Origin of the sequence: Streptomyces phytophilus, assembly GCF_013870535.1 — a bacterium.
Classification (GTDB): domain Bacteria; phylum Actinomycetota; class Actinomycetes; order Streptomycetales; family Streptomycetaceae; genus Streptomyces; species Streptomyces phytophilus.
Map to the genome: position 1 here is coordinate 1 of NZ_JACBXC010001406.1, position 1484 is coordinate 1484.

Annotated in this window: 2 protein-coding genes; both read left to right on the plus strand. The window is 73.9% G+C overall.

All coding sequences use genetic code 11. From position 1 onward, the window contains the following. Window positions 1–326 (plus strand): PucR family transcriptional regulator (locus H5J30_RS32830; RefSeq protein ID WP_181791330.1); only part of this gene is annotated, 326 nt, incomplete at its 5' end. A gap of 195 nt (window positions 327–521) precedes the next feature. Next, window positions 522–1316: a hypothetical protein gene (locus tag H5J30_RS32835; protein WP_181791331.1), complete on the plus strand. Its 795-nt coding sequence runs from the start codon at window positions 522–524 to the stop codon at window positions 1314–1316. The last annotated feature ends 168 nt before the right edge of the window (window positions 1317–1484 follow it).

Here is a 1484-nt window from a genome sequence, read left to right on the forward strand (position 1 = left end):
CGGGCAGCGTCTGCGCCGCGGGCCACGAGGAACTGGCCTCGCACGTGCTGCTGCTGCCCTTCGTCCCCGACGACGTACGCCGCGCGTTCACCGCCCGGCTGCTGGACCCGCTGCACGCGTACGATCAGCGCCACCGGGCCGGGCTGGTGGAGACCCTGGAGGCGTTCCTCGACTGCGACGGCTCCTGGACCCGCTGCGCGGCCCGCCTCCACCTGCACGTCAACACGCTGCGCTACCGGGTGGGCCGGATCGAGCAGCTCACCGGCCGGGACCTGGCACGGCTGGAGGACAAGCTCGACTTCTTCCTCGCACTGCGCATGCGCTGAACACCGCCGCCCGCACGGCGCCGTTCAGCACCGCCACGGCCCCGTCCCGGGCAATCGGTTGGCCAAGATCTTGTGAAGTCGTTCACGCGGACCCTTGGCCCAGGGCAGACTTCGTGTTGAGATTCGACTCACATTGGGCTGCGTTGTTCCTTGGCTCGACGGCGCGTTGGGGAGGCAAAAGTGGCGGATACCGCCATGGCACGGTCGGAATCGGTGATGTCCGAGGATCCGCTGGAGCGGGCGATCTGGCGGCTGCGCTCGCGCGGCTGCTGGGACGACGCCGCGGCGCTCCTTGAGGACACCGCCGGGACCGACGCCGAGGCGGCGTGGCGGCGTGCGGCGCTGCTCGTCGAGCAGTGCATGTTCACGGCTGCCGGCTGGGAGCGCGCCGAGGATGCGGTGCGCAACGCGGAGGCCGTGTCGACGGACGGGGAGAACCGCGGCGTCACGGCGTGCGAGCGGGGCTATCTCGCGTACGCCTCCACCCTGTTCCAGGAGCGCGACCGCTCCGACGAGGCCCGCGCGGCGCTCGGCCGCGCCGCCGCGCTGCTGGCGCCGACGTCGCCGCACCGGCCGATGCTCGACTTCCGGCGCGGTCTCGTCGCCCAGCACCTGACGAAGAACGCGACGGCGGCGCTGGCGGCGTTCCGCCGCGCGCACGCGGGCGCGGTGGAGCAGGACGACCTGCTGCTGATGTCGTTCACCTGGCGCCATCTGGCCTCGCTCGCGGACGAGGCCGGGGACCTCGCGGAGGCGCGGCACGGCTTCCGCGAGTCGCTGCGGCTGCGCGAGGAGGTGGGCTACCTGATCGGTACGGCCCCGGCGCTGATGGCGCTTGCCGATGTGGAGCCGGAGCCCGACGCGGGCCGGCTGCGGGCGGAGGCGACGCGGCTGGTGCGGCTGCTGGACGGGGTACCGGCGTGGCTGGCGGAGCAGTTGGGCGAGGAGCCGCGGCGGGTTCCCCCGGCGGAGGGCCGAGCGGAGGGCTGAGGGGGCGCGGCAGGCTCCCCCGGCGAAGGGCTGAGAGGCGCGGGCCGGCGTGGCGCGGAGGGAGGGGTCGAGCCCGTAGGCAGTCGTTTCCGGTCGTGTTCCGCCCGTCTTCCGCCCGCCTTCCACCCGTACGTACGGCTACGTCCCCGCCGCCGCGTCCCGCTCCCG

Coding starts and splice junctions, on each gene's coding strand:
- H5J30_RS32835 (WP_181791331.1), top strand. CDS start 522: ATGGCACGGTCGGAATCGGTGATGTCCGAGGATCCGCTGGAGCGGGCG.